Source organism: Micromonospora craterilacus, assembly GCF_003236315.1.
GTDB lineage: Bacteria > Actinomycetota > Actinomycetes > Mycobacteriales > Micromonosporaceae > Micromonospora > Micromonospora craterilacus.
Map to the genome: position 1 here is coordinate 1 of NZ_POTY01000583.1, position 424 is coordinate 424.

At 62.0% G+C, this 424-nt stretch carries 1 protein-coding gene; it reads right to left on the reverse strand.

Features of this window, described 5'->3' with window-relative positions; translation table 11 throughout:
• The coding region (gene pilO2 / locus C1I95_RS37510) for a type 4b pilus protein PilO2 (RefSeq protein ID WP_158566532.1) at positions 1–424 on the reverse strand (424 nt) is incomplete at both ends.

The window sequence follows — 424 nt, forward strand, 5'->3', positions numbered from 1 at the left end:
GCCAGATTGCGAACGGCGTCGGCGAGCCCCTGCAGCGAGGCGTCTTCGTCGTAGTCATTCCAAACACCGTAGGCATCGTGCTGAGAACGCAGCTGCGACACTGCGTCTATGGACCCGACGAAATCGCCCTCCGGGATGATCTCCTGCTGATCTCGAACAGCCAGATACCAGTACAGACCATTGCCGATGTCGAAGACGGCGCGCCATGGCGCCGGACGTAAGGCAGCGATAAGCGGCGCAAGCGCGTACATCCGCGCCATCTTCGTGTCGCTCGGCATATCGCTTGGCGGCTGGGAAAAGCCAGCTTGCCAAGCCGCATCGATCGTGTGATAGACCGCGTAGATCTCGCCGCGCTCTTCCGCCATCGAGCGCAGGAGAGCCGGTTTGGGCTGGCTGTCCAGATGTCGCCAGGACAGCCCCAGTA